Genomic DNA, 1,444 nt, shown 5'->3' on the forward strand with positions numbered 1-1,444 from the left:
CACTCGTCAATCATCAGGGGCCGCGCCCCCCCGCGGACCCCCCGGGGGCGGCCCAGGGCCTCACTCGGTCCTACGGCATCCGCTGCCGACTACTTGGCGTCCTCGGCCCGCTCCGGCACGACGCCGTCGAAGTCCTCGTCGATCTCGAGGTCGTCGTCGTCGTAGAACTCCTCGACGTCCTCCTCGTCCTCGAAGATCTCACGCTCGTCCGTCGAACCGCCGCTGCTCTTGGCCTTCGCCACGGGCTTGTCGGCCGGCTCGTCGTCGTCCGCCAGCTCCGGGTCGAGCGCGTCCACGAACTCCAGGCCGTCGATCTCGGCCAGACGCTCGGCGGCGTTGGTCGAACCCTCGGTGTCGGCCTCGGTCGCCTTGACGAACCAGTCGCGGGCCTCGTCGGCACGATCGGCCGCGATCAGCGCCTCGGCGTACGCGTACCGCAGTCGCGCGGTCCACGGGTGCACGGCGCTGGAGGCCAGCTCCGGGCTCTGCAGGGTGACGACGGCGGCGTCGAACTGCCCCATGTCGCTGCGCGCACCGGCCGAGACCAGACGCATCTCGACCTGGCCGGCCTTGTCCAGCTGCTTGACCTCGGGCTCGCCGGCCATCGCCAGCGCCCGCTCCGGGCGGCCCAGACCGCGCTCGCAGTCCGCCATCACCGGCCACAGGTCGGCACGGCCGGTCATCCGGCGGGCGGCGCGGAACTCGGTCAGCGCCTCCGAGTAACGCTGGGTCATGTACGAGGCGAAACCGGCGGCCTCACGGACGGCGGGGACGCGGGAGGCGAGCCGCAGCGCGACGCGCGAGTACTGGTAGGCCTCCTCCGGCTCGCTGTCGAGCAGGCGGGCGACCATCACCAGGTTGCGGGCGACATCGTCGGCGAGCGTCTTGGGCAGGCTCTTGAGCTCCTGGCGGACGTCCCCGTCCAGCTCGAAGCCGGTGACGTCCTCCGGGATCGGCAGGCGCTTGACGGGCTCGTAATTGCCGCGGCGGTCGTCCTGGTCACGGCCGTAGCCGCCGCCGGACGGGCGGTCGTCGCGGCCGCGGTAGCCACCCCGGTCGCCGCCGCGGTCGTCGCGGCCACGGAAGCCGCCGCCGCTACCACCGGAGGGGCGGTCGTCACGACGGAAACCGCCGCGGTCACCACCACGGTCGTCACGGCCGAACCCACCGGACGGACGGTCGTCACGACGCGGACGGTCGTCACGGTCGTCACGACGGAAGCCCGAGGGGCGGTCGTCACGGCCACGGCCAAAGCCGCCGGAGGGGCGGTCGTCGCGACGGAAGCCGCCACGGTCGCCACCACGGTCGTCACGGTCACGACCGAAACCACCGGACGGACGGTCATCACGACGGAAGCCGCCGCCACTGCCACCGGACGGGCGGTCGTCACGGCCACGGTAACCGCCGCCACTGCCGCCACGGTCGTCACGGTGTCGCGGGTACC

The 1,444-nt window shown here is 72.9% G+C and carries 1 protein-coding gene; it reads right to left on the reverse strand.

Annotation, left to right across the window (positions count from 1 at the left end; genetic code table 11):
- Positions 1-89: 89 nt before the first annotated feature.
- Positions 90-959, reverse strand: coding sequence for a hypothetical protein (locus ACFWOG_RS40855; protein ID WP_329874450.1), 870 nt, complete (start codon positions 957-959; stop codon positions 90-92).
- Between the last annotated feature and the right edge of the window lie 485 nt (positions 960-1,444).

The sequence above is a fragment of the Kitasatospora sp. NPDC058406 genome (assembly GCF_042722765.1).
GTDB lineage: Bacteria > Actinomycetota > Actinomycetes > Streptomycetales > Streptomycetaceae > Kitasatospora.